Consider the following 25,299-nt stretch of genomic DNA (forward strand, 5'->3'; position numbering starts at 1 on the left):
GGGTCTTTTTTAAAGATTTTTGCAATCCGGCTTATCTCACCTGAAGCCTGCTTAGCGCAGCACCCCTTGGCATGGCGCGCATTATAGGGCGTTTAACGGCAGGCGCAAGTAGAAATACAACAAAACGTTAGTTTTAGTGTTCGTTCGCATATAAAGCAGGCAATTTAACCAAAATATCGACATAACCTGACGACTTTTAAGTCACTCCGATAATCACGGCTGCCTTAAGACGCTTTTTGCCATAGCTGAATGCTTTGCTAAAAATTTTATACTCAATTGGAATGTATTGCCGCTCAGCTGTCGATAACCAGGGAATATCGTCAGTGTCCGGGTCATTAATATAAATAAAGTGATCATCAGCCGCACACAGCACTACCCAATGTGGAGCCTTGCTTTTATCAAACTGCCAGGTGCTAATCAGGGCAATTATTAATTTACCTTGTTGCAGGTGTTGCCTGATAGCATTAAGGGTAAGCTCTGTATGGTGAACTGGTATTTGTTGTTGCTCTGCCTGTTGCTTAAACGAATCGTGCACCCGTTGTAATACCGCTTTTTTTACCTCACTACGCACGCTGTCACCAAATAGCAGACCATCATGATTAACATAAACCTCTGCGGTAAAACCTCTTCGGCTGGCAGCAAGTGCCAGCCCCCTTGGTCCACAACCACCATGACCGCTGGTCATAAAAATGGTCGTCGCCTCCCGCCACAGTTCTATTTCAAGTTGATATGGATCGAACGAGCCAGGCTTGAAGTAGTTAAATGCCATTAATAAGCTGGCCGGGCCACAGGTGAAAGGCGTAGTTTGCGCTATATAGGGCACCTGCCGAATCACTGAGTCACTATCAAACTGAATGATCTGTTTCTGCATACAGATAGCATCAGCATGATCTTCGTAAAAGTCATGCTTAATTGCAAACTCATGGTACTGCAGCTTTTGATACAGCTTTATTGCTGCGCTATTATCTTTACGAACTTCTAAGCGCAGCAATGCACAGTGTCGGTCTGCCGCCTGCAGCTCTGCTTCGGCCATAAGCTTTTCGGCCAGACCCTGTTTACGAAATGCCGGGTCTACAGCTATTGAATATAACCTCGCCAAACTGGTACCACGCCGATAAATCAGCAAAAAATAGCCAGCAAGCTGCGCATTTACTTCAAGTACCACCAGGTCACTGCGTTTCTCGGTGATAAAACGCCGGAAACTGCGAACACTAAGCTGATCAGAACTAAAACAGCGTTGCTCCAATAATTGTAATGCTGGCACGTCAGCCAAAGCTGCAGGTCTTAGTACTGTGCCAGACGCTTGCTCTGACTTAACTAACTGCACAGTCATTAATGGTTGTCCTTTAACATCGGTTACCAGCATCTGCTGGAAGATACATAACAACAGTTATCCAATTGAAATGCCAGTAAGAAATTCTGATGCTATGCTGAAAAATAATTTGCTGTCATTCGATGCCGTAATAAGTCAGGCTAGACCCGCTAACAGGAGGCAACATGGCGAAACTGATAATAATAGTAGATAAAGCTCAGGACTGGGCGCCTTTCCATCAGTATGATGGCGTAATGAGTTTACCCGCCTATTTAAAGTGGTCGGTAAAACAAAAGCAGCGGGTTCGGGTCATTAACCTCTGCCGCCAGTCGCACTATCTGGGTAGTGGCTACTATTGTTCTTTACTGGCAGAAGCGCGCGGCCATAATGTTATGCCATCAGTAAGAGCCTTTAATAAGTTTAATCGTCATGAAATTGCCGATATCGCTGATGAAGTGCCACTGGCACTACTGCAGCAACTTAATAAGGCGTTGACAGACGAAACCGCCAGTCAACTTACGCTCAACATTTATTTTGGCGAAACTGAGCACAAAGCCCTCAAAAAGGTCGCCTCATTTCTGTTTGAAGCTTTTCCGGTGCCAATATTGCGGGTTGAGTTGCAAAAGAAAACCAGTTGGCAGGTGAAAACGCTGAAAATCGGTAGTGTCAACAAACTTACTGAAACCGAACAAAGCTTGTTCGGTAATATCCTGGAAAAATATAGCCATAAAATCTGGCGGTTGGAACCCACTAACCGCAAATTCAAGTACGACCTGGCGGTGTTGGTTGATCCAAAAGAGAAGTTCCCGCCCTGCACCCCAAAATCCCTGGAATTGTTCGTCAGGGCGGCAAAAAAGGCTGCGATGGACGTAGAACAGATTACCGCTAAGGATATTCACCGGCTGGCGGAATTTGATGGCCTGTTTATCCGGGAAACCACCGCAGTAAATCATCATACTTTTTATATGGCCCAAAAGGCAGAGCGCGAAGGTTTAGCCGTAATTGACGACCCAAGCTCTATTTTACGCTGCGGCAATAAAGTGTATCTGCACACCTTATTTGAACAACATAAAGTACCCATGCCAGATGGTCTGATGCTATTTAAGCAAGATGAAGATAATCTGGAGCGCGCTGCCGATAGCCTTGGCTTGCCACTGGTGCTGAAAATACCAGATGGCAGTTTCTCGCGGGGGGTAATTAAAGTAAAAACCCTGACAGAATTCCGCTCTACCCTGGCGACCCTGTTTGAGCAAAGCGCTATTATCCTGGCACAGCGTTATACCTTTACCGAATACGACTGGCGGATTGGTGTACTCAACGGCCAGGCGATATTTGCCTGCAAGTATTTTATGGCCCGTAATCACTGGCAAATATACAAACACGGTAAAGCCAAAACTGAAAGCGGTGGCTTCAGCACTTGCGCAGTAAATGAAGTACCGGCGCATGTGCTGGATGCCGCTATTCGCGCCTGCGCCCCTATCGGTGACAGCCTGTACGGGGTTGATGTAAAACAGGATGGCGAAAAAGTGTATGTAATAGAGGTAAATGACAACCCGAATATTGACGATGGCGTGGAAGACCTGCATCTGGGGAACAAGTTATACGATATTCTTGTAGAAGACTTTATCCGCCGTATCGAATTAAAACGGTAACATATAGAGGACACAAAAACGTCAGGAACGTTTATCACTCGCATCATCCCTAATGCTCGCCTTCGGCAGCAGAGCTGTGCAAAACGGCTATCCTGCCGTTTTGTGGACAGCAGAAGACTGGTCCCTAAGATATGCCGGCAGGGATTGCAGGCACAAAAAAACCGGCCTTGGCCGGTTAATTTGGTGCAGATGGAGAGACTCGAACTCTCACGCCTTGTGGGCACAAACACCTGAAGCTTGCGTGTCTACCAATTCCACCACATCTGCGTATGTTTCGCACCAGGTGCTTAACATGGCGAGCAGTATAGCGATTCAAATAAACTAGTCAACTACTGAATTCAACTATTCTGCTCGTTTTTATCCGTTCGCTTATTTGCTGAGCAAAGCCCGTTTTACTTCGCCTTTTTCAGCAAGCCAATTTCTTCCAGCCGCTGCATTAAGTAGTCGTTGGAGTTTATTGGCTGCGGATAACGATTGGGCCGTTCCTCATTGATACAGGTATCCAGCGTTTCGATTACATAGTCCGGGTTCGGGTGCATAAAGAACGGAATTGAATAACGTGGCTCTCCTGCTGCCGCTCCTGCCGGATTAACTACCCTGTGAGTGGTAGAAGGCAAAACATGGTTAGTAAGCCGCTGCAACATATCACCAATATTAACCACTATAGTGCCTTCAATAGTGGTTACCGGTAACCAGCTACCATCACGACGCAGAATCTCCAGGCCAGCTTCATTTGAACCGACTAACAAGGTAATCAGGTTGATGTCTTCATGCTGACCAGCACGGATAGATTCAGTGGAGCTGTCTTTAATCGGCGGATAATGAATTGGCCTTAATATCGAGTTACCGTAGTTCACTTTGTCAGCGAAATATTGCTGGTCCTGGCCTAAAAATAACGCTAATGCCTCCAGCACCCGGTTGCCCAACTTTTCCAGCTCACTATACAAAGTATAGGTGGCATCTTTAAAGCCAGCGACTTCAACCGGCCACACGTTCGGATAGAGGCAAGGGTGTGGCGCTGGCCCAGCCAGCTCCCGGCCAACATGCCAGAACTCTTTTAAATCGGGATGATTTGAGTCTTTAGCTTTTTCAACGCCAAAGCCGGTATAACCGCGCGCCCCGCCCTGACCGGGCTTATGATATTTTGCTTTAACCTCATTTGGTAAAGCGAAAAATTGCTTAACAGCACTGTAGGTATTTGCTACCACTTCGTCTGAAATACCATGGCCACTAATGCCGCAGAATCCAAACTCGGTGTAGGCTTTGCCAATTTCGGCAACAAAGTTATCTTTGTCGGTGGCAAACCGTCTTATATCTAACGTTGGAACTTGCTGTGTCATATAAAAGACCTGTTTTTAGCCTAAGGAAAAAAAGAACCCTGCAATAGCAGCGCTCATTAAGTTGGCCAATGTTGCGGCAAGCAGGGCTTTTAAACCCAGCTCAGCAATATCGGACCGACGCTCCGGGGCCATACCGCCCAGACCGCCCAATAAAATTGCAATTGAAGAAAAGTTAGCAAAACCACACAAGGCAATAGTCACTATTACCTGGGTATGAGCGCTCAACTGATCTTTCACCTGCACAAAGTCGAGGTATGCGACAAATTCGTTAATTACCAGTTTCTGGCCAATAAAACTACCAGCCAGCCTGGCTTCATCCCAGGATACCCCCAGAATAAATGCCAGCGGCTGAAATACATAACCGAATATCAATTGCAGCGTCAGGTTCTCCACCCCAAACCAACCGCCAACACCGCCAACAATGCCATTTACCAGCGCAATTAACCCAACAAAAGCTAATAGCATAGCACCTACGTTAAGTGCCAGTTGCATACCACTGGACGCGCCGGCAGCAGCCGCGTCAATCACATTGGTATGGGGTTTTTCAGTGCTTATTTCAGTTAACTCATTCTTCGGCTGCTCAGTTTCCGGCAATATTATTTTTGCCATTAAAAAGCCACCGGGCGCCGCCATAAAGCTGGCTGCAATCAGATACTTCAGCTCAATCCCTAAGCCAGCATAGCCGGCCAGTACTGAACCAGCAACCGATGCCAGGCCACCTACCATAACTGCGAATAATTCTGAGCGGGTCATTGTCGGGATAAACGGCTTTACTACCAATGGCGCTTCGGTTTGACCAACGAAAATATTGGCAGCAGCTGACATAGATTCCGGCCGGCTGGTACCCAGTAACTTTTGCAAACCGCCACCAATTAACCGAATAACCCAACTCATCAAACCGATGTGGTATAGCACAGCAATTAATGACGAGAAAAAGATAATAATAGTTAACACATGAATGGCAAAAATAAAGCCCTGTGAAAAATTACCTAAGTCACCGAATAAGAAAAGTATCCCCGCATTGGCATAGCCAATAACATTAGCTACTACCTGGGATATACTGTAAAGCACATCCTGGCCGAAGGGTACATACAATACAAAAGCACCTATTGCCAATTGGATAGCAAAAGCACCGCCAACGGTACGCCAGTTAATCCGGCTACGGTGCGCGGAAGCAGCAATAGCTACCAGTAACAGGGCAAAAATGCCCACTATTCCCATCATACGTTATTCCCTGATTATTATTATTCTGCCAGCAACTGACGAATTTTTGCTTTTATAATATCGATAGCAATCTGGTTCTTACCGCCACGGGTAACCACTAAATCGGCATATTGTTTAGAAGGTGCGATAAACTCAAAAAAAGCCGGCCGCACAGTCGTTTCATATTGCTCCGTTACCGAAGCCAGGCCTCTGCCGCGGTCTTCTAAATCACGTTTAATGCGCCGCAGCAGACAAATGTCCAGAGGGGTATCCATAAACACACTGATATCAAATTGCTGACGCAGCTTTTCGTCGTTAAGTAATAAAATACCTTCCACCAAAATTACTTTAGCAGCCTGCACTTTAATAGTCTCGTCCAGCCGGGTGTGTAACTTGTAACTGTACTGTGGCATTTCGATACTTTGCCCAGCACGTAAACGCTGTAAATGTTCTACCAGCAGAGCATGTTCAAAAGCAGAAGGGTGGTCATAATTAGTCAGAACCCGCTGATCGAACGATAAGTGGCTCTGGTCCCGGTAATAGGCATCTTCAGATAAAATTGCTATCCGCTCGCCACCTAACTCAGCTACCAGTTCCTGATAAACTGTTGATGCGAACAAACTTTTACCGGATGCCGAGGCACCAGCAATAGCAATAATGGTATTTTTAGCCACAACATCGCCTACTTTCTGGAAAACAGCTGGCGATTATCGCTAATAATGCTGCAGATAGAAATAAAAACAGTTAAAAAAAATGCAATTGTTAAAGTAGTATAAAATTGTATAAAAAAGGCCTGTGGCATTTCTGCTACAGGCCTTTATTAGGGCTCACGTGTTCGTGAAGATCGACTTAATGTTTACATCTTATAGCGCTAAGCACTTAAAAATTATAATTTAAGCCAATCCGCATTTGCCACAATGAAGCGTCACCCTGACGATTTTCCGGCGTAGTATCGTCAAAATCAACTGTATTAAACGATACTCGCTCAGCGATACCCCAGTCGTCATTTAACAGGTTTGTGAAGTTATCAATAACGAAGAAGATACTCGCATTGTGACCTTTCACAAAGCCAGGTAACTGCTGACTCACCCGCACATCAACTTTGTTCCACCATGAACCGTCTTCGCCATTACGCTTGTTGCCGATAGGCAATACGTTATTGCTGTCCAGGTATGGGTTAAAGCCGTAAATATCGTTCACGTCATCTCTAGGAATAGTCCGGCTATATGGACGTCCTGATTGAATCAAACCAAATGCTGAGAAGGTGGTATCGTATCCATCAAAGAACTGAACATCATACGTCATAGCGACTGTAAGTCTATGCTCAATATTATAGTCAGATAAACTAGATACCTGCTCTTGTGGATCAGTAAACGCGCGGTACTGATAGTTAGAGAAAGCCACTGAACTGGTCATTGGCTGAACATCTTCAGCGTGGTTATAAGCATAACCTGTTGTTAAGCTGATGCCGTTGTCCCAAGACTTCATTAAACCGAATGATACGGTATAAGAGGTACTATCTTCAGAGCTGTTAGTTAATACAAAAGAGGGCATCCGCACGCTATCGTAGATTGGGTAGCCTTCAGCATTAGTACCAGTTTGCTCTAAATCACCACGTAATACTATAGCTTGGTCTTTAGTCACAGATACTAATAAGTCAGCCTGTAATACGTAATCTTGTTCTGTTACATGTGTTGCACCAAACGATAACTTGGTTTCGGTAGGAATTTTGAAATCAGGATCAAAGTAATTGATTTCGTTGTTGTCACCTTGTCCTGCAGAAACACCGTCATATAGCTCAGAGGGGATACCATAACCCGGTCCTGATGGCACACCATCTTCGACACCACGATATACTACGTCATCATCAAATAGTGAGCGCGAACCATCGGTATAACCAAAGTTTCTGCCACGCTGACCAAACTGCAGTACGTTATTGTTAGAAAAGTTATTCGAGAACCAGACATTAGGGTTGCCACCACTGAAAATACCAAGCCCACCACGTAAGTCAGTGCTATCGGTAAGTGAATAGTTAAAACCAATGCGTGGTTGAATTAAACCCTCACCATCCAGATTAGCATTGTTAGCAAAACCATAATCGGCTGTAAACTCCGTGTTTTCTACTGGTCTGGAATCTGTTGTATACCAGTCGTAACGCAAACCAACTTTTAACTTTAAATTGTCAGTTGGATAGAACTCATCCTGAACGTATAGCGAGTTGATTGCATAGTCCCAAACTGCTGCCGCGTCATTCGGATCCTGTGATGGAGCGTTATTGTAGTAAATAGCAGAAGGATTACCTGATTCAAAATCTGCGATACTTCTGAAGCGCAATTCTGTTTCTGTATGTTGCACAAAGACATTAAATACATCTAATTCTTCACGCTCGTAACCAAAGGTGAATGTGTGATCGTTATCCGTAACGTATTTACCACGCAGAATCAACCCAGCAACATCGTAGTCTAAATCATTAGCCTGTCGGCTGTCGTCACCACCCAGATATACAGTAACAACATCACTAGAATCAGGGTTTACAACTCTAACTTGTACTTCACCGAAGTTACCACCGCCGACAAGCCCACTTTGATTTTCAATAGAGATTTGGCGGTTATCAAGTTCTAAGTGAGATAGGCGCACCTCAGTAGAAAACTTATTAGTCCAATCAGAATAAAAAGATAATTGGTGAGAGTTCAGTTCAGCCCCAATTTCATAAATATGGTTGAGCAGCTCAAACTCATTTGAACTGCCGTCGGAGGTATTGAAGAAATTACCATCGTTGTAATTGTAAGTGTAACTTAAACGATGATCGTAATTAATATTCCAATCAAGTTTAAGAAGAATTTTTTCATCTTCTTCAGGTAAACTTGTTGGCACCGGACCCGGGTCGTATTGGTACAGATCATTAGCGATTCGAACAATTTCATTCAAGTCTTCTTGACGAAGAGAAACTTCATTAATTGCACCAGAATCTATAGTGCCGCGGGTAAAGATACTGTTACCTTCGTACTTCTCATAAGATACAAACGCAAACAATTTGTCTTGCACCAGAGGGAAGCCGACATTAAATCCAAAGCGTTTATCGCTATTGTCCGGTAAATTAATGTTGTCCCCTTCAAGAGAGTCCCCCTGAAGCGCATCACTGCCGTAATCGAAAAACAAACCACCTTTAACAGTATTGGTACCTGATTTAGTTACAGCGTTGATGTTACAGCCAGTAAAACCGGTGTAAACAGCATCAAACGGCGCGATTTCTACAGAAACCTGATCGATTGCATCGTATGAAAACGGCATTCTTACAGTAGGATACCCACTGGAACCCAAACCAAAGGAATCGTTGAGTTTTACACCGTCAACAGTAAGACTGTTGAAACGATTGCTCTTGCCAACGCACTGGACAGGGTTGGCATCACCACGAGTTTCGTCAACGTAAACCCGCGGGTCCATCCGGATAATGTCGGTTATATTACGGTTAATGGACGGTGCTTTTTGCAAGTCATCTAAATCAAATGTAGCGGAGGGGCTTATTTGCCCAAATGCTGTTGCCGCTAAACGGCTGGCTGTAACGTTAATGACTTCAATATTTGAAGTTTCATCTAACTGAAGACCGACATTAAATGTTTCACCTAACGTCAGGAAGACATCATCTACTGTCGTATCTTGAAAAACCGTAGAATCTACTATGACTCTGTATGGGCCACCAACACGTAAACCAGACAATGAGAATGTACCATTGCTGTTTGTTTCTACCGTTTTTGAGGAGCCTGACGGTACATGTATCACTGTGATTTTGGTACCCGCTGCAGGCGTTCCACTGGGCGTAGTAATTGAACCTTCAATCGACGAAGACGTTTCCTGTGCCATTGCAATATTGCTTGCACCGAGCGCTAGGGCAACAGACAACGCTATATGTTTTATTTTCATATCGTTTTCACCTGGTAGTTGATTGTAATTTTCTAATTCCGTTTGAATACATATGCTGTTTTCAACCTGGGCATAATTGTAACTATCATTTATGTCATTTTCGTTACAAAACAATTTAACCGGGAACTTTTAAGCTCTTCTTTAGTCAAAGTGCGCCTGTCACGTAAGTGTAACATGGCTGGTCAGAGTTGCGAACGTTCGCTCCTCAAATTGATTAAAAAAATATCATTTTCCTGCATAAATCTGCACTGTGCTGGCTTTTTCATAATGGCACAGCTATGCTGGCTCACCGCTATTCAAACTAATATTAACTATGCTTAAGCACCTGTATTTTGGCTTATTATTGCTTACGTCCGGAGTATCTATGGCCGATAAAGCCACTGAGATCAAAGTCGCTACTTTTAACGTCAGTATGGAATCCAGTAACTACCTTGCCCGGGGGGAAGCCGGCGACAATACAGTTCTGGCAAAAATCCTGACCAGGGGTGACAACCCGCAAGTGAAAAATATTGCCGCTATTATCCAGCGGGTCCGGCCCGATGTGCTTTTGCTTAATGAATTTGATTACATTGCAAAACCTGAGTCTGGCATTAAGGCATTTATCAAAAATTATCTGAATCAACCGCAACATGGTAGCGAAGCAATAGACTATCCCTATTTCTATTATGCAACCGTTAATACCGGCCAGCCCAGTCCTTTTGATCTCGACAATGACGGGGAAGCCACCGGTGTTGGCGCTGACGCCTGGGGCTACGGATTTTATCCGGGACAGTACGGCATGGTCATTTTATCCAGATACCCGATTGATAATGCCAAAGTGCGAACTTTCCAGCATTTTAAATGGCGTGATATGCCTGACTTTATGCCAACAACAAAACAGGATGGCAGTCCCTGGTATAGCGCAGAGGCATGGCAGCAAATGCCGTTGTCATCTAAATCTCACTGGGATGTTCCGCTGATAATTAATGGCAAAACCGTTCATTTACTGGCCAGCCACCCAACACCGCCGGTGTTTGACGGTCCTGAAAATCGCAACGGCATCCGCAACCATGATGAAATCCGCTTTTGGCTTGATTATCTGAGCCCGGCCACTGCCAGCTATATCTATGATGATAATGGTAATAAAGGTGGCCTGGCTGATGATCGTCGTTTTGTATTGCTTGGCGATTTAAATGCCTCAGCTGATGGTGACGGTGATGCCATAAACAGTGCTATAAAAGCGCTGGTTAGCCATCGCAGAATAAACCAGAACTTCACCCCTGCAAGTAAGGGGGCGGCAGAAAACACTCCGGACCTTACGCACGCCAGATATCATACCGCCAGTTGGCGGATGCGGGCAGACTATGTACTGGCGTCAGATTTTGGTTTTAGCATTAAAGATGGCGGTGTATTCTGGCCGGCAAAAGATGAGGCCGACTATCCGTTGGTTGGCACCCGCGGGGCCAGCTCAGATCATCGTCTGGTTTGGCTGAAGCTTGAAATCAGCGCTGAATAATTCAGCGCGCAACTTAAATAAATGGAAAAATAAAGACAGGCTTAGAATTTCAAAACCAGGTTTTGCACATGTACCGTGACTTCTTCACGGTCATGGTACAGGTGCTTAACATGCAAGCGAAATTTGATATCAGCATCCACCAGCCGCTGCTCCAGCTGAGCCAATATCCCGGTTACAGTTTCGTAGCGCTTTTTCATCGGCAGTTTTAAGTTAAATATTGCTTCCTGACACCAGCCGTTAATCAGCCAATCTCCCATCCGCTCGGCAACCCGCTGCGGCTGCTCAATCATATCGCAGACGACCCAGTAGACATTTTTCTTTTGCGGCTCAAACTTAAAACCATCTACCGTTAAATGCTTAACCTGGCCGGTTTGCATTAGCGACTCAGCCATAGGGCCATTATCAATAGCAGTTACCATCATGCTGCGTTTAACCAACTGATAGGTCCAGCCGCCCGGACTGGCACCTAAATCAACTGCATTTAAGCCACCGCCTAAACGCTTATCCCATTCAGGCTTAGGAATAAACTGCAGAAATGCTTCTTCCAGTTTCAAAGTACTGCGACTGGGTGCTTCATTGGGGAACTTCAACCGCATAATACCGTTTTCCAGCGGGCTGTTATTTTCCGGATAAGACAAGCCAACATAACCTTGCTGCCCACTAAGTAACAACACGTGCAAAACCGGCGCTCGTTTTTGCTCTTTTTGCAATAATACGCCGGCTTTGCGCAAAGACTGGCGAAGAGGTACAGTTAATTTACGCGCCAGGGTTGACAACGTTTTACCGTCGTTTGTTTCAGGATATTCAACCCGTAGCTCACCACAGCCGGTTAATTCAGCAGCAACAAGAGCTTCAAGTAAAGGCGCTATTCGATCTTCAGACGGCAATTCAAGCAGCTCAGCCTGCAGCAGGCACCATTGTCGGATGAAAATAAGATGCTCAAATGGATAGTCTCGATAAAACTCTGCCAGACCATCTTCATCATAGGCTTCGAAGATAACGTAAGCTGAATTTGCTGTTAGTTTGCAAAAACCAAACACATCAAAGCTACTTGCTTTGTCCTGAATTTCTGCTGCGCACTCTTTCTCAAAACCCGCCCGGCAATAAAGTAGTAACTGTTTCATTTAACATCCTTTCGCCAGGCGCTTACCACAAGCAACAACCAGCCAATAATCAAAATTTGTCCACCAAGCGGCGCCAGGGCGGAATAATAAAACGGCAGCGTCAGCACACCGGCAAACAAGGTCCAGCAAAATAACCAAAGCCCGATATGCCAGAGCAGCACCACTAACTTTAGCAGTTTAGATGCTGCAGACTGGCGGCCAATAATCAGTTGTGCCAGCGTATGAAACGCCAGCATACTAATGGCACTTAACAAGCGGCCAAACTCATTGTTATCCAGCCCCGCCCATAGGTGCATCAGTGCTGCCGCCAACCCCACTACTGCCGCGCCATACAGGGCTGTAAGGCTGTTACTGGCTGGCCAGAAGTATTTCATCTATTACCTCACTGCAATATGCTGCCGCTGCGCTGATAAGTTGCCGCTGCTGCAGGCCACTGCTTTTGGTTGGCTTAAAATCATGATCCGCCGCCGTTAGCCAGTGCATGCTAACGTTTGGCCAGCTTAGTTCAGAGAGCTCGGTACGTTTGCCAAAAGGATCACGCTCGCCCTGCAAAATATGTAACGGCATTGAAAGCCTGGTAAAGTGCTCAGTCCGCCACTGGTCTTTGCCAGGCGGGTGAAACGGATAGCCAAAGGCAAATATCGCGTTAACCCGCAGTGTGTCGGGCAAGTTCAGCATACTGGCGACCCGGCCGCCCATTGATTTTCCGCCGATAAAAAGCGGTAAATCTGGTTTAACCATGCTTATTTGTTCCATAAAATGCCGCTGCAACAAGACCATCTTGTCAGGTGGCCTTTTACTGCCTAGTTCAATACTGCGCTGCATATAAGGAAAATTAAAACGCTGCACCTCAATATGGTGCCCTGCCAGCGCCCCGGCCAGTGTATTCATAAATGGGCTGTCGCATGCAGCTCCGGCACCATGCGCCAGAATTAGGCGCGCTTTGGCTTTAATCAATGGCGACGGCATTGGTAAATTGCTGTTCGGTAAACAGCAGATGTTCAGCCGCTACCATATCGACCATCCATTGACGAAATGCAGTTATTTTACCCAGCTCTGCCTGGCTTTCCCGACATACCAGATAATAGGCGTCTTTACTGATAAGCACATGGTTGAACGGCACTATTAAGCGGCCCGAGTTAATGTCAGGCCGGGCCAGCACGTTGTGCGCCAATGCCACACCCTGGCCATGAATAGCTGCCTGCAGCACCATGGAAGAATGGCTGAAAATCGGCCCCTGATTAACATTAAACTGTTTAAAGCCCTGGCTGATAAACCAGGCTTTCCAGGCCCGACGCGACCCATCGTGCAACAAATTGTGCTTTGCCAGATCAGTAGGCTCGTTCAGCGGCTTACCGCTATTTAGCAGCAATGGTGAACACACCGGCAACAAATACTCAGTATGCAGCTTATCGGCATGTAAGTTACGCCAGTTGCCACGACCATAATATATAGCAACGTCAACATCGTCGGTCAGTGAACCCTCATCTAAATCAACCGCCTTGATCCGGACATCAATATCCGGGTGCTGCTCACTAAACTGATTTAAGCGTGGAACCAGCCACTGAATCGCGAAACTGGGCTGCAAACTCACGGTTAAGGAGCCTTTCGCACCACGCGCCAGCAGCTTTTCTGTCGATTCATGCAACTGTAAAAATATTTCTTTTATATCAAGAAAATAGCTTTGCCCCTCTTCTGTCAGCAACAGCGAGCGGTTTTTGCGCATGAACAACTTTAAACCGAGATGGTCTTCCAGCGCTTTAATCTGATGACTGATGGCAGCCTGGGTGACATACATTTCTTCAGCCGCCTTAGTAAAACTAAGGTGCCTGGCCGCGGTTTCAAAGGCCTTTAATGCATTTAATGGTGGCAGACGACGCGCCATAAGTTCGCTTAACTCAACAATTAACTGGCTGGCGGCTTATAGCCTTCAATTTCAATATCCTCGCCCTGAAACAAAAAGGCTTCCATCTGCTGCTCCAGGAACTGCCGGTGTTCAGGATTCATCATATTCAGCTTTTTTTCGTTAATCAGCATAATTTGCTTAGCCTGCCATTTACTCCAGGCCTCTTTGCTGATCGAGTTGAAAATTTTACTACCCAGCTCGCCCGGATATAACTGAAAATCTAACCCCGTTGCTTCCTGCTGTAAGTACTGACAAAAAACCGTTCTGCTCATAAAACCTTGCTCCTCATTCCGGGGTATGTAATGCCTGCAGCTGTTGCAGCAGGATTTTAGCTGGTGCTGATAACCCCACCTGCGGTATTTGCGCTATTGTAAACCATTGTGCGCCAGTTTGCTCCTGCACACTGGCAGGTTTAGTCTCAAGCTGCACCAGCTGCGGTGTTATCCATAAATGAAAATGACTGAAAGTATGGCGAAATGTTGGCAACTCGAGACTTGCAGTTACCTGCAACTTATTTAACAGCAAATAGTCAGATCGCAGTTGCTCGCTGCTAAATTCAATAAAACCGTATAAGCCACCCCACAAACCACTGGCAGGTCGCTGCTGCAACAACACCTGTTGCTGATGCTGCATCATTAACCAGAAGCTTTGTTTTTCAGGTAAGGTTTTCGCAGGCTTCTTACCTGGATATAACGCCTGCTCGCCAACCAGTGCTGCCCGACAATTTAGCTTTAGCGGACATTCAGCACAGCGGGGTTTACTGCGGCTGCAAAGCGTTGCTCCCAGGTCCATCATTGCCTGATTAAACGCTGTTACATCAGTGCTATCAGGAGTAACCTGCTCTGCCAGTTGCCATAGCTGTTGCTCAATGGCTTTGTTACCGGGCCAGCCAGCGACGGCAGCAAAGCGACTCAATACCCGTTTGCAATTGCCATCTAAAATTGGGTAATACTGGCCCAGTGCTAATGACAAAATGGCGCCAGCAGTAGAGCGTCCTACTCCGGGCAACGCCAGTACTTGCTCAAATTCAACCGGAAACGTGCCATTATGCTCAGCGACAATAACCTGGGCAGCCTTATGTAAATTACGGGCCCGGGCGTAGTAACCTAACCCGGTCCATAAATGTAACACCTCGTCCAGCGACGCGGCGGCTAAACTGGTTACATCCGGAAAGCGCAGAATAAACCGCTCGAAGTACGGTATAACTGTCGCAACCTGAGTTTGCTGCAGCATCACTTCACTGAGCCAGGTTTTATAAGGGCTTTTATTAATTTGCCAGGGCAGCGTTTTACGGCCATGCAACTGATACCAGCTAAGCAGCTGATCTGAAAACCAATTAGCAATATCTTTTTGCAATAGCCCGCTCCACTTACTTCATCAGTTGCTTCACATGAATGTTCACTATTTTTGGCAACTACGCCAATTGCAGCGCAGTATAAGCAGCTTGTGCCTGAAAGCCAACGCAAAACGTCAGTTGAGCTTAGCCTCTAATATCCGCATAATGTGCGCCGCAGTTTGATTTCGGAGCCAACAATGAGCAACACCCCAGTGCAACCTGAACCACAGCAACCGCCTGCTGAACAAAGCGAAAGCGTACCCTATATGCGAAAGATCCGTTCGTTTGTGCTGCGCGAAGGCAGACTGACTAAAGGCCAGCAAAACGCACTTGATAATCACTGGCCGGCATTTGGCTTAAGCTATCAGAATAGCCCGCTGGATCTGGAGCAGGTGTTTGGTCGCAGTGCGCCGGTTGTGCTGGAAATTGGTTTCGGCATGGGGAAATCACTGGTTGAAATGGCCAGCAATGCGCCAGAGCAAGACTTTATTGGGATTGAAGTTCATAAACCCGGTGTGGGTGCCTGTCTGGGTGATGCCGCTGCTGCTGGCCTGAGCAATTTACGTTTATTCGAACATGATGCCGTAGAAGTGCTGAATGACAGCATTGCCGATAACAGCCTGAGCACAGTGCAGTTATTTTTCCCTGATCCCTGGCATAAAAAACGTCACCACAAACGGCGGATAGTTCAGAGCGAGTTTGTCCAGCTACTGCGGCAGAAATTGCAGATTGATGGCGTATTTCATATGGCGACAGACTGGCAAAATTATGCTGAGCATATGTTAGAGGTTATGCAGGCTGCTCCGGGCTTTCAAAACCTGTCAGCCACCGGTGACTATGTTGAACGGCCGGCACATCGTCCCCTGACTAAATTTGAGCAGCGCGGCCAGCGACTTGGTCATGGTGTCTGGGATCTCATGTTTAAAAGGATAAGTTAATGTTAGCCAATACCAGCCAGATGCTGTTGCGTAACATTGCTGACTTAACAGGCAATATTTTAATAGTTGAGCCGCCTGCGGATGAACTGGCCCGCAGCCTGCTGTCAGAGCTGCCAGCTGATAGTAAACTTAGTTGCTACACCACCAACGCTGCTAGTGCCCAGAGCTGGCAAGCACCTGACATCACTTGTTATTTCAGTGCCCTACCTGATTTTAAACAGCAATTTGATACGGTGGTTATTTACTACCCGAAAAGCAAAGAGCAACTCAGTTTAACTCTGGCCGCTATTGCAACGGCATTAAACGACAGCAGCCAGCTCTATCTGGTCGGTGATAATAAAGGTGGTATTAAAAGCCTTAGCAGCCATGCCGAAAAGCTTGGCTTGCAGGCTCATAAACTGGATAACGCCAAACATTGCCTGTGGTATTGCCTGAATGGCTCATTAGAAAAGCTGGCAAAGCCCGTATTCAGCAAGCAACAATTTACTATTACTCAAGCTGCGCAGCAAACTACGCTTGAGGTCTGCTCTGTTGCCGGGGTTTTTAATCATGGCAAACTCGATAGCGGCACCGCGTTGCTACTTAACCACCTGCAACATATTACTAAAGGCTCAGTATTAGATTTTGGATGCGGCTGTGGCGTTATAGGTGCTTATCTGAAAAAAATTAACAGCGAAATCAGTCTGTATTGCTCAGATGTCAGCGCCCTGGCGACTGAGGCTACTGAACATACATTACGTGCAAACAATCTGCAGGGTACGGTAATCACTGCAGATGGTCTGCCGGCGCAACCAGCCAGTTTTGATCATATTGTCAGCAATCCGCCATTTCATACTGGCATTAAAACCGACTATAGTATCAGCGAAGCGTTTATCAGCCAGAGTAAAACCCGCCTAAATGCGGGTGGCAGTCTGACGCTGGTTGCTAACTCTCATCTTGCTTATCAGACGCTGCTGGAGCAAACTTTTGGTAAAGTGGCGGTGTTGGCAAAAGCTAATGGTTTTGTTATTTATCAGGTAATTAAAAGGTAAGGCGATGAAGTTGCGGTCGATAATGCTGGCGTTGGTATTTTTAGGTGTAACCTTTATTACACCCGGAGCAATGCTGGTTCAGGCGGCCGTACCTCAACAGTGCATACAGCATAAAAATCGGGTTAAAGCGTGCCCGCATCAGTTGTACCGGGCAGATAAATTACCTTCGCAGAATAAAACTCAGCTGCTTTGCATCTGCGTTACAGATTTTCAGCCGCTGCTAAAGCAACCGGGCAGTGAACAGCAAAAAATTGAGCAAAACATGACACGACGGCAGTATGAAGTTGAGTATGGTGATGATCTGCCGGTTATCCTGGCAATCCTGCAGCATCAACGTTAATCGGCCAGCAGAATGACTCTACTTTCAAATAAACCAAGATATTCTTCAGTTCGCTGATACAAAACTGGTACCAGGTACAGCTTGTTTTGTTCAACCCAGTAAATAGCGTTTTGCTGCAAATCACGACCAAGTTGCATAGCCTGTACTTTATCACAAAACACTATCCAGCTTTTTTCCTGAAAACGTAAATCTGCCGATGCCCCTACTACCGACCGAAACGGAATACGGGCTTGTTGTAAAAACCCCTCAAACCGCTTGTCGAGACATAAATTCAGATGTGGATTTTTTAATTCACCTGCCGGATTCTGAGCACTGATAATGGCAAAACTCAATTGACTTGCCAAACGCTGCCGGCAGATAAAGACACTGTCTCTATAAGCTTCCCATAACGACATGTGTGACACTCACTAAAAACAATCAAGTTAACTATACCCGCCCGCCACAAAAACACCAAACAGGTTTGCTAAAACAACATTAACTGCATAACATCAATACTTAATCTGGAACAGTTGCAGCAATCTCAGCTAAAAGTGAGCAATGCATGAAAGCAGTAGTCAACACCAGTTCTAAAACCAGTACCATTCGCAACGTATTATTTGTTGGTGTGATGACAATCTGTAGTCTTACTATCTGTGTCTCTATGCTCGCCTCAACAATGCAGGACATCAAACAGCAACGGCAAGCGTTGATTAACGAGCTGAAAAGCTATGCCAGTATTATCGCTTTTAATGCTCAGGCCAGCTTTGCTGAGGCAGAAAAAGCAATAATCCAAACTGAAGCCGGTTTTGCTGATGAGCGGGAAAACATCTATAACGATTATGCTCACACAGAAGAAAGCAGGTTGCGTTCGTTTGAAGCAGTACCAATGTTTCACAACATTCACATCTACCGCCTACAGCAATCAACAGGCAAGCTGGCTCTTTATTCAATTTACAATGCCCGCGGTGTAGGCCCTTATCCGGCCCAATTAGAAAAAGTGTCGTCTTTTATTGAACCTCAACTAAGTGATAATTATATAGAATTGAGCCAGGAAATAAGGCTCAACGATGCAGTTGCCGGCTTTGTTTTTATCAGGGCCAGTCAGCAGGAGCTGCATAGCTATATTCAAAACAGAGTTTTATTTGACCTGTTCACTATTTTTTGCGCGTTAATTGTCGTTTATTTGCTAACCCGTCAGCTTGAGCGACGGTTCACCACTCCAATCAATCAGTTAATGCAGTTGGTGCAAAGCGTGGCAAAAGACAAGGATTACCACTTACGGGCACCACAAAATAACATTGAAGAATTTAACGTTTTTGGTAAGGCACTCAATACCATGCTCGATAAAATTGAACGCCAGATTATCAAACAACAGCAAACAGAAGTTGAAATACGCGAGCTATATCAGGGCTTAGAGCAAAAGGTAAATGAACGTACTGAGGCGTTGAAATCGTCAAATCAGGAATTACTTAATACCCTTGCCACTTTACACCAGTACCAGAACCAGATAGTTGAAACCGAAAAAATGGCAAGCCTGGGCCAGATGGTGGCGGGCGTAGCCCACGAAGTAAATACACCCATTGGCCTCGGCGTTACCGCATCGACATTGTTGCAGGATAAACTGACAGGTATCGAGCGGGCGTTTACTGAGAAAAAACTAACCTCGTCTCAACTGGGTCGCTTTTTAAGTGAAAGTAAAGAAAATCTGGGCATCATTTACCGCAACCTCGAGCGTGCAGCCAGTTTAATCAGCAGTTTTAAACAAGTCGCAGTCGATCAGTCAAATGACAGTCAGCGCAGCTTCAATATGGCGCAACTTATCAATGAAGTATTATTAGCTTTGCGCCCCAATCTGAAAAAAACCCGCCATCAGGTATTGGTAGAGTGTCCGCCCGAACTGATTATTGAGAGTAAACCTGGCCCGATAAACCAAATACTGATTAATCTGATAATGAATAGCCTTATTCATGCTTTCGAGGATAACGATCAGGGGGAAATACACATTTCCGTAAAAATCAGCGGCACCCGTTGCCAGTTAGAATACAGCGACAATGGCAGTGGTGTCCCTGAAGCGATTAAAAAACGAATTTTTGATCCCTTTGTTACTACTAAACGTGGTGAAGGCGGCAGTGGCCTAGGCTTACACCTGGTATATAACCTGGTTACTCAGGCGTTAAATGGCAAAATCAGTTTTGATAGTACCCTCGGTTTCGGGGTCAAAGTACTTATAGATTTTCCGGTAATTAATAACAGCCATAAAAGTACAAGCTAAACTTATCCTTTTGTATTAACTAACTTTTTAAATTCAAAACAAGCGGGTACTAATTTGCCCGAGCCAATTGTTAACAAAAATCTTGTTAACAATTGGCCGTCCCGCTATAATTGCGCCAGTATTTGACATGTCCACGGCAACTATAGTAATTAGTACGCTATACTGTTCACAAAAAACACATAAGGTTTAACTCTAATGCAAACACCTGTGATTCTGATCGTTGAAGATGAAGAAGTTACCAGACTGAATCTGGTTAATCTGTTCCAGGGTGAAGGCTATGATGTCATCGAAGCAGTTAACGGCGAAGAGATGTATCAAAAGCTGGAACAAAATCCGGTAAACCTGGTTGTTATGGACATTAATTTACCTGGTAAGAACGGTCTGATCCTGGCTCGTGAACTGCGCCAGAAAGAAAATATTGGTCTGATTTTCCTGACCGGTCGTGATAGTGAAGTAGACCGCATTCTGGGACTGGAAATTGGTGCTGATGATTATCTGACTAAGCCATTCAACCCTCGTGAGCTGACAATCCGGGCCCGCAACCTGTTAGGCCGCACTGTTGCCCAACCTGTGATTGAAGAGCACAAAAGCATTGTTAAATTTAATGGCTGGACCCTTGATGAAAACAGTCGCAACCTGACTTCGCCTAAAGGTATGGCACGCCGCTTACCAAAAGGTGAATACCGTGCGCTGCGTTTAATGCTGGACACTCCGGGAAAAATCTTTACCCGTGAGCAGTTGATCCGTCATATGACAGGCCGTGAGCTGCGCCCGAATGATCGTACCGTTGATGTAACAATTCGTCGCATTCGTAAGCACTTTGAATCAGATATCGACAGCCCTGAGTTAATCAGCACCATTCACGGTGAAGGATATCGTTTTGTCGGAAAGATAGACAAGTAAGCCATGTGACAGCCTGAAATACCGGGCTGTTAATTCGCTTCAATAAAATCATACAGAGCAGCCAGGTGCTGCTCTGCTTTTAAGTGATAATCAACGAGTTGTCGTTCCAGCCCATGCCAGCTCATGGTTTCCTGCTCAAACTTTTTCGCTTGTTGTTGCACCCATAATAACCCTACCGACGCTGCAGCGCCCTTTAGCTTATGGGCAGACTCTTTAAAGTCCTGCGGGTGCTGTTGTACTGCAGCTTCAATCATTTTATTGATGTAGCCCGGTAATAACTGGGCAAACAATTGAGCACTGCGTTTCATCGCCTCAGGCCCTAATGACTGCATATAGTCATGCAGGGTAGCCAGGTCAAGGATCTGATTATCGCCATTATCAGGCTTCACCGGACTAAGTTGTTGCAGCTTTAAGGCACTAGGGGAAAACAACCGGGCCAGCATCTGGTCCAGTTTATTGGTATTAATTGGCTTTGCCAGTGCGCCATCAACCTGAACGTCAGTCAGCTGCTCTTCGGCTTTTCTTACGTTGGCACTTAGCACTACTATCGGGATGGACTGTAAATGCGCTTCGCTTCTCATATACCGGGCAATTTGATCACCACTCATATCCGGCAACTGCATATCCAGCAACACCAAATCAATATCATCTTCAGTTTCCAGCAGCGCTATCGCATCTTCACCGGTATCTGCATGAATAACAGTATGACCACGTTGCTCCAGCAGTGCCGTGGCTATTTCGGCATTAAGTGGTACATCCTCAATCAGTAATACGGTCAGCTCTGGACAACTCACTGTACTGATAGTTGGTGCAGCAACCTGCTCTGTTGGCAACTGCACATTAAAACAGCTGCCCTGACCCGGTTTGCTGGTCAATGATACTTTACCGCCCATTGCCTCTACCAGCGCCCGCGATACAGACAAGCCAATTCCCGAGCCAACAATGCTTAGCCGGCGACCGTCACTAGACTTATAGTACATGTCAAAAATACGTTCCTGCTCAGCGCTGGCAATACCGATACCGGTATCCTGAACTTTAAACAATAACTCAACCGGGCCGGCCGCTGTTGTTTTCAGCATACACTCAAGGGTTACTTGTCCCTGAGCAGTGAATTTAACAGCATTATTCAACAGATTCCAAAGAACCTGCCGCAGCCGGGTCGCATCCAGTTTCAGGTAGGAATTCAGATCACCCTGGCTGATCATTTTAAAGCTCAGGCCTTTTTGCTGGCATATCAGCTCCGCAAAATTAGCAATATCATTCAGAAAACTCTGGATATGAATGCTTTGAAAGACAATGTCTAAATCCTGACGGTCTATTTTGTCTAAATCAATAATATCATTGAAAATGTTGCCCAGCGTTTCGGCACTGCTAAAGATAGTATTGGCCCAGCTGTGCTGTTCAGGCCCTAAAGTACTGTCCAGCAGTCGCCGGCTTAAACCGACTATGCCATTTAGCGGCGTTCTGAGCTCATGACTTAAGGTAGCAATAAACTTGCCTTTGTCCTGATAGGCCTTTTCCAGTGCCTGTTCAGCTAATTTACGCGAGGTAATATCGCGACCAAACCCCAGCAAGCCGATATAACGCCCCTGGCCATCATAGAAAGGTACTTTACGCATTTCAAACCAGAGCAGCTGACCGTCTGGTTTCACAAACTCGACATCCAGCGTCAGTTCGGTGTGCTCCGCTGCAGCCTCATACTCCGTTAATATCGCCGCTTGCGCACTGTCTTCGGTATAAAGCTCGGCAGGATGAAAGCCAATCAACTCTTGGGCTGATTTACCCATAATAATTTCGAACATTTTATTACAGCTTGCCAGATGGCCGTTTTCATCGCGGTAATAAAATAAGTCCGGAGAACTGTCAACAATAGAGCGGATAAGCAAGCTCTGCTCTTCCAACTCTTGCTGGGTTTTTTTGCGTTCAGAGATCTCTTTGCGAAGTTCATCTACAGCACGCCGTTTCGCCTGAAAAGCCTTTTTCCGCTCTTCTATCTCGAAATTAAGCTGGCGGATACTATCCTGCATATTCTGGTTAAGCAGGCGCTCCTGATGAGCAGAGTCTTTCAGGTAAAGTAGGGCAGCATCAAGGTGCAGCACCAGATAGAACACGATCAGAATAACGACGGGGCTGGCCAGCATAGCGAGTATCAGCTGAGCGTGCAGCATTGCCCAGTCAACCACCACTGCAAACAATGCAGCATAGGTATAGTGCACCAGCACCAGCACTGCCAGCAAACTGAGCCACAATACTACGCCGAGGCGAAATTTCCCCCAACGTTTTATCAATGCAGCAAAAGCTTTAACCTTTGGGTGCACCGGACTTTGCATTATGCGCTACCCTTTACGCGGTTTTTTGTAAAAACCACCTTAATTAGCAGGTTGCAGGTCAACCATCATATTTCGATATGAACAGTAAGCTATCTCTTCACCCTGCTGTCTGAAACTACCCTGCCGGGTATAAGAACTATGATCTTTGTACACGGAAACTGCATAACCCTGCCCTACTCTGACGGCACGGCCTTCCGCCTGCCTGGCCTGGGTCATACACAGTAAATGACTCAGCTGTTTATAGTTGTCACGCTCAAAAATATCACCAGAAGTAAGTAATGGCTGTGCCAGATTATTCGGCGCATACTTCCAGTCAGCAAAGCGACTGCGTAACTGGTTGGCATTTAACTCCATTTCATCACCCCGGGTCAGATAATGAGTAACAACATTGCGTAAGTTTAAAGCACTGCCTTCGCCACTACTGTTTGCGTTATTCATATCGACCACATAGACGCCTGCTTCACCCAGCACAGCCATTCGCACTCCCGGCTCTTCTGCACTGCGGCCAAAACCAACCAGTAAGCCAGTATTTTCGTCTATACCAAAGCCAAAACGACTTTGGGTATCATGTAGCAAGCGGATCAGTCGCCCCTGACGGCCACGCTCTGAAAAATGCGTATCGAGCACTCCCCAGCGGAACAAACCAAGACCTCCTGCACCGCTGTATGTCAGGTGGTTTTCAGCCAGGCCATTACTGCAACTCTGATCTTTATCACAGCCAACCGCTGGGGCAGGTAAATCAAAGGCACCAAATTGCATGGCATTAAAACTATCACCGTTAGTAATCATAGGCGTGCGCTGACCATTAAAGCTGCCACCTGACATCACCGCCGTACCGGCACTGGTACCCGCAACTACAATTTGGCCCGCTTCCAGCATTCGCTCTATTTGCTGCAACTCAGCTGACGCAGAACCATCATCGAGCCGCAATGCCCGCAAAGTTAAACTTTGGTCGCCACCATTAAAAAATATCCCATCTGAACGGCGAATTTGTGCAACCGCAGCTTTACTGCCAGCCTGACAAAACTCTGTTTTCTGAACCATTAAATCAGGGTAAACCCGCTGCCGCTGATAACTACCGTGTTGCTCGGCAAGGTGTTTATTTAAGTCTTCACAGCTGTTTTTATTACCCGTCTGCCACGCTGCTTGAGACGCCGCACTGATTGGCAGCCAGCTAACATCAGCTCCAGCCTCTGCAAATAAGTTGGTGTAGAAGTCTACCGCCGCAAAAGGGTCACGTGATGACGCCGTTACCACCAGGATCCGCGGTTTACGTTTATCGCCTGCTATTTGTTGCGCCATTGCTACAAACTTCTGGTGCAGCTCTACAGTGAAATTATTTTTAGTGTTGGCTAAATCAGCATATTCCCGGCTGCGCAGGCTGCTGCGGGTCGCATTATTGCTAACCATTACCGGAACTTCCAGCTGGTCCATTACGAAATTCAGCTCGCGGCTGCTTAAGCCTGCATAAACGTTGCGTCCCGAAACCCAGATACCATCAACCTCTATCTCAGCGCCACGCCATAATCTCAGTAATTCGCGCTCAGAAACAATGTCACTGCCCAACTGACCGCGCAAAAACTCCAGAACTGCCAGGGTTTGCTGTTGCTCTATAATGCGATCTTCTGACCAGAAGCCGGAGCTGTTAATCGCTTGCAGGTGCTCAGTACTTAATTGAAACTGACTGTGCTTTTTGGCCGCAGCAGAAAACACCTCTTCGCTACTACAATGCCGGCTGCTGGTTGAGCTACAAGTAGCCAGACCACCGCCCATTAATAACATAGAGTATTCAGGCATGGTCTTATTTTCATCATTGGCACTAAGAGTAAAAACCGGCATTGCCATTAAAATGGCGGATAAACAAGCAGTTATTTTTTTCATCGGCTCTTTCTTGTTGTTTTTCAGGCAATCACAGCCTGCAGACTACTGATAATGCGCTAAGCGCTAACCCTATATTTAGTGGTTGTAGATTATCCTGTATTGACATCTTTGCCAATTAGAAGTAGAAATAAGATTGTTTTTGGTGCTGTTTTCGACAGTTTCCGATAGCAAAAGTAAAACTTTTATCTGATAACTAACTTTTTAAAGTAGCGATATGTTAAAGAAAGCACTAATGCTCGGCTCATATCACTATTCGTCCTACTACCTTTCCGAGTGGTTTAACGAATAGAAACATATCAGGCAACTGCGGTTGACCTGAGGTTCTCTATTTACACA

21 protein-coding genes and 1 tRNA gene are annotated in these 25,299 nt (G+C 45.9%); 7 read left to right on the forward strand and 15 right to left on the reverse strand.

What is annotated here, in order from left to right; genetic code table 11:
- Window positions 1-196: 196 nt before the first annotated feature.
- A complete protein-coding gene (locus CRO03_RS10935; protein WP_170948997.1) occupies window positions 197-1,333 on the reverse strand; it encodes a GNAT family N-acetyltransferase/peptidase C39 family protein in 1,137 nt (378 codons plus the stop codon).
- 164 nt (window positions 1,334-1,497) lie between these two features.
- Between CRO03_RS10935 and CRO03_RS10940 the strand changes: the two genes are divergently transcribed.
- Window positions 1,498-2,964, forward strand: a complete 1,467-nt coding sequence (locus tag CRO03_RS10940; protein ID WP_097111679.1) for a RimK family protein — start codon at window positions 1,498-1,500, stop codon at window positions 2,962-2,964.
- Window positions 2,965-3,145: 181 nt separating this feature from the next.
- Here the strand turns inward: CRO03_RS10940 and CRO03_RS10945 are convergent.
- The 5 genes from CRO03_RS10945 to CRO03_RS10965 form a co-directional block, all read right to left on the reverse strand.
- Window positions 3,146-3,231: transfer RNA gene (locus CRO03_RS10945), tRNA-Leu, on the reverse strand.
- A gap of 125 nt (window positions 3,232-3,356) precedes the next feature.
- Window positions 3,357-4,304 (reverse strand): isopenicillin N synthase family dioxygenase, encoded by a 948-nt coding sequence (locus CRO03_RS10950; protein ID WP_097111680.1) that lies wholly within the window; start codon window positions 4,302-4,304, stop codon window positions 3,357-3,359.
- A gap of 15 nt (window positions 4,305-4,319) precedes the next feature.
- The gene (locus tag CRO03_RS10955) at window positions 4,320-5,528 is read right to left on the reverse strand and encodes a NupC/NupG family nucleoside CNT transporter (RefSeq protein WP_097111681.1); all 1,209 of its coding nucleotides are present in this window, start codon (window positions 5,526-5,528) and stop codon (window positions 4,320-4,322) included.
- Between the two features lie 20 nt (window positions 5,529-5,548).
- The gene (udk, locus tag CRO03_RS10960) at window positions 5,549-6,181 is read right to left on the reverse strand and encodes a uridine kinase (RefSeq protein WP_097111682.1); all 633 of its coding nucleotides are present in this window, start codon (window positions 6,179-6,181) and stop codon (window positions 5,549-5,551) included.
- 205 nt (window positions 6,182-6,386) lie between these two features.
- On the reverse strand, window positions 6,387-9,428 hold the full coding sequence (locus CRO03_RS10965) for a TonB-dependent receptor (protein ID WP_097111966.1): 3,042 nt from the start codon (window positions 9,426-9,428) through the stop codon (window positions 6,387-6,389).
- A 364-nt stretch (window positions 9,429-9,792) separates the two neighbouring features.
- On the opposite strand from CRO03_RS10965, the gene CRO03_RS10970 reads away from it, so the two are divergent.
- Window positions 9,793-10,923, forward strand: coding sequence for an endonuclease/exonuclease/phosphatase family protein (locus CRO03_RS10970; RefSeq protein ID WP_097111683.1), 1,131 nt, complete (start codon window positions 9,793-9,795; stop codon window positions 10,921-10,923).
- A 41-nt stretch (window positions 10,924-10,964) separates the two neighbouring features.
- On the opposite strand, the gene rlmM is transcribed toward CRO03_RS10970, so the two are convergent.
- The 6 genes from rlmM to mutY are packed head-to-tail and all read right to left on the reverse strand — an operon-like array spanning window position 10,965 to window position 15,309.
- Window positions 10,965-12,047 carry a 23S rRNA (cytidine(2498)-2'-O)-methyltransferase RlmM gene (gene rlmM, locus CRO03_RS10975; protein WP_097111684.1) on the reverse strand — a complete coding sequence of 361 codons (1,083 nt, stop codon included), beginning with the start codon at window positions 12,045-12,047 and terminating at the stop codon, window positions 10,965-10,967.
- Window positions 12,044-12,421, reverse strand: a complete 378-nt coding sequence (locus CRO03_RS10980) for a DUF423 domain-containing protein (RefSeq protein ID WP_097111685.1) — start codon at window positions 12,419-12,421, stop codon at window positions 12,044-12,046. The genes rlmM and CRO03_RS10980 overlap by 4 nt, the downstream gene beginning before the upstream one ends.
- Window positions 12,396-13,016 carry an alpha/beta family hydrolase gene (locus tag CRO03_RS10985; protein WP_170948998.1) on the reverse strand — a complete coding sequence of 207 codons (621 nt, stop codon included), beginning with the start codon at window positions 13,014-13,016 and terminating at the stop codon, window positions 12,396-12,398. Before CRO03_RS10985 ends, CRO03_RS10980 begins: the two co-directional genes overlap by 26 nt.
- Window positions 12,997-13,932: a transcriptional regulator GcvA gene (locus tag CRO03_RS10990; RefSeq protein ID WP_097111686.1), complete on the reverse strand. Its 936-nt coding sequence runs from the start codon at window positions 13,930-13,932 to the stop codon at window positions 12,997-12,999. The genes CRO03_RS10985 and CRO03_RS10990 overlap by 20 nt, the downstream gene beginning before the upstream one ends.
- A gap of 20 nt (window positions 13,933-13,952) precedes the next feature.
- Window positions 13,953-14,225, reverse strand: a complete 273-nt coding sequence (locus tag CRO03_RS10995; protein ID WP_097111687.1) for an oxidative damage protection protein — start codon at window positions 14,223-14,225, stop codon at window positions 13,953-13,955.
- 13 nt (window positions 14,226-14,238) lie between these two features.
- Entirely contained in the window at window positions 14,239-15,309 is a 1,071-nt protein-coding gene (gene mutY / locus CRO03_RS11000) for an A/G-specific adenine glycosylase (RefSeq protein WP_141397747.1), read from the reverse strand.
- A 177-nt stretch (window positions 15,310-15,486) separates the two neighbouring features.
- On the opposite strand from mutY, the gene trmB reads away from it, so the two are divergent.
- From trmB to CRO03_RS11015, 3 genes are read left to right on the forward strand one after another with little or no spacing between them, the layout of a single operon-like run.
- Window positions 15,487-16,227 (forward strand): tRNA (guanosine(46)-N7)-methyltransferase TrmB, encoded by a 741-nt coding sequence (gene trmB, locus CRO03_RS11005; RefSeq protein WP_097111688.1) that lies wholly within the window; start codon window positions 15,487-15,489, stop codon window positions 16,225-16,227.
- Complete coding sequence (locus CRO03_RS11010) at window positions 16,227-17,258, forward strand: class I SAM-dependent methyltransferase (RefSeq protein ID WP_097111689.1); 1,032 nt, start codon at window positions 16,227-16,229, stop codon at window positions 17,256-17,258. The genes trmB and CRO03_RS11010 overlap by 1 nt, the downstream gene beginning before the upstream one ends.
- 4 nt (window positions 17,259-17,262) lie before the next feature.
- Entirely contained in the window at window positions 17,263-17,598 is a 336-nt protein-coding gene (locus CRO03_RS11015; protein WP_097111690.1) for a hypothetical protein, read from the forward strand.
- Here CRO03_RS11015 and CRO03_RS11020 read toward each other — a convergent pair.
- The gene (locus CRO03_RS11020; protein ID WP_097111691.1) at window positions 17,595-17,993 is read right to left on the reverse strand and encodes a DUF3293 domain-containing protein; all 399 of its coding nucleotides are present in this window, start codon (window positions 17,991-17,993) and stop codon (window positions 17,595-17,597) included. The genes CRO03_RS11015 and CRO03_RS11020 overlap by 4 nt on opposite strands.
- A 146-nt stretch (window positions 17,994-18,139) precedes the next feature.
- Here CRO03_RS11020 and CRO03_RS11025 point away from each other — a divergent pair, with 146 nt between their 5' ends.
- A complete protein-coding gene (locus CRO03_RS11025) occupies window positions 18,140-19,849 on the forward strand; it encodes a HAMP domain-containing sensor histidine kinase (protein WP_097111692.1) in 1,710 nt (569 codons plus the stop codon).
- A 195-nt stretch (window positions 19,850-20,044) separates the two neighbouring features.
- Complete coding sequence (arcA, locus tag CRO03_RS11030) at window positions 20,045-20,752, forward strand: two-component system response regulator ArcA (RefSeq protein ID WP_097111693.1); 708 nt, start codon at window positions 20,045-20,047, stop codon at window positions 20,750-20,752.
- Window positions 20,753-20,781: 29 nt separating this feature from the next.
- On the opposite strand, the gene CRO03_RS11035 is transcribed toward arcA, so the two are convergent.
- Together CRO03_RS11035 and CRO03_RS11040 are read right to left on the reverse strand one after the other, a co-directional pair.
- Window positions 20,782-23,082: an ATP-binding protein gene (locus CRO03_RS11035; protein ID WP_097111694.1), complete on the reverse strand. Its 2,301-nt coding sequence runs from the start codon at window positions 23,080-23,082 to the stop codon at window positions 20,782-20,784.
- 39 nt (window positions 23,083-23,121) lie between these two features.
- Window positions 23,122-24,963, reverse strand: coding sequence for a cyanophycinase (locus CRO03_RS11040; RefSeq protein ID WP_097111695.1), 1,842 nt, complete (start codon window positions 24,961-24,963; stop codon window positions 23,122-23,124).
- Between the last annotated feature and the right edge of the window lie 336 nt (window positions 24,964-25,299).

The sequence above is a fragment of the Arsukibacterium tuosuense genome (assembly GCF_900215315.1).
GTDB classification, from domain to species: domain Bacteria; phylum Pseudomonadota; class Gammaproteobacteria; order Enterobacterales; family Alteromonadaceae; genus Alishewanella; species Alishewanella tuosuense.